General features: G+C 33.8%; 1 protein-coding gene. It reads left to right on the top strand.

Going from position 1 to position 263, the window contains the following annotated elements:
- Window positions 1-263: hypothetical protein (locus HMPREF2917_RS11750; RefSeq protein WP_256324262.1), on the top strand; the 263-nt coding region annotated here is incomplete at both ends.

Below are 263 nucleotides of genomic sequence, written 5' to 3'. Positions count from 1 at the left end.
GATAAAGAATTTAACAACCGTGTAACACCTCCTGAAACTCCAGAATTCAATCCAGAAAAATATGTTCTAAACGAAAAAGAATTTGATTTGACTGGAACTTCATTATTAGATGATGATAAAGAGTTGGCAGACAAGTACGCAGATACTAATGCGAACCCATATGCGGACGATGCATCTAATAACGAAAAAGCGAATATCAATACTAAATCAGTTAAACCAGGTCAAAAACTTGTTTACCAAGTATGGTTGGATACAACTAAATT

The organism is Streptococcus sp. HMSC061E03 (assembly GCF_001813505.1).
Classification (GTDB): domain Bacteria; phylum Bacillota; class Bacilli; order Lactobacillales; family Streptococcaceae; genus Streptococcus.
The sequence above is the reverse complement of the archived record's forward strand: the minus strand, read 5'-3'. Positions and strand labels throughout refer to the sequence as shown.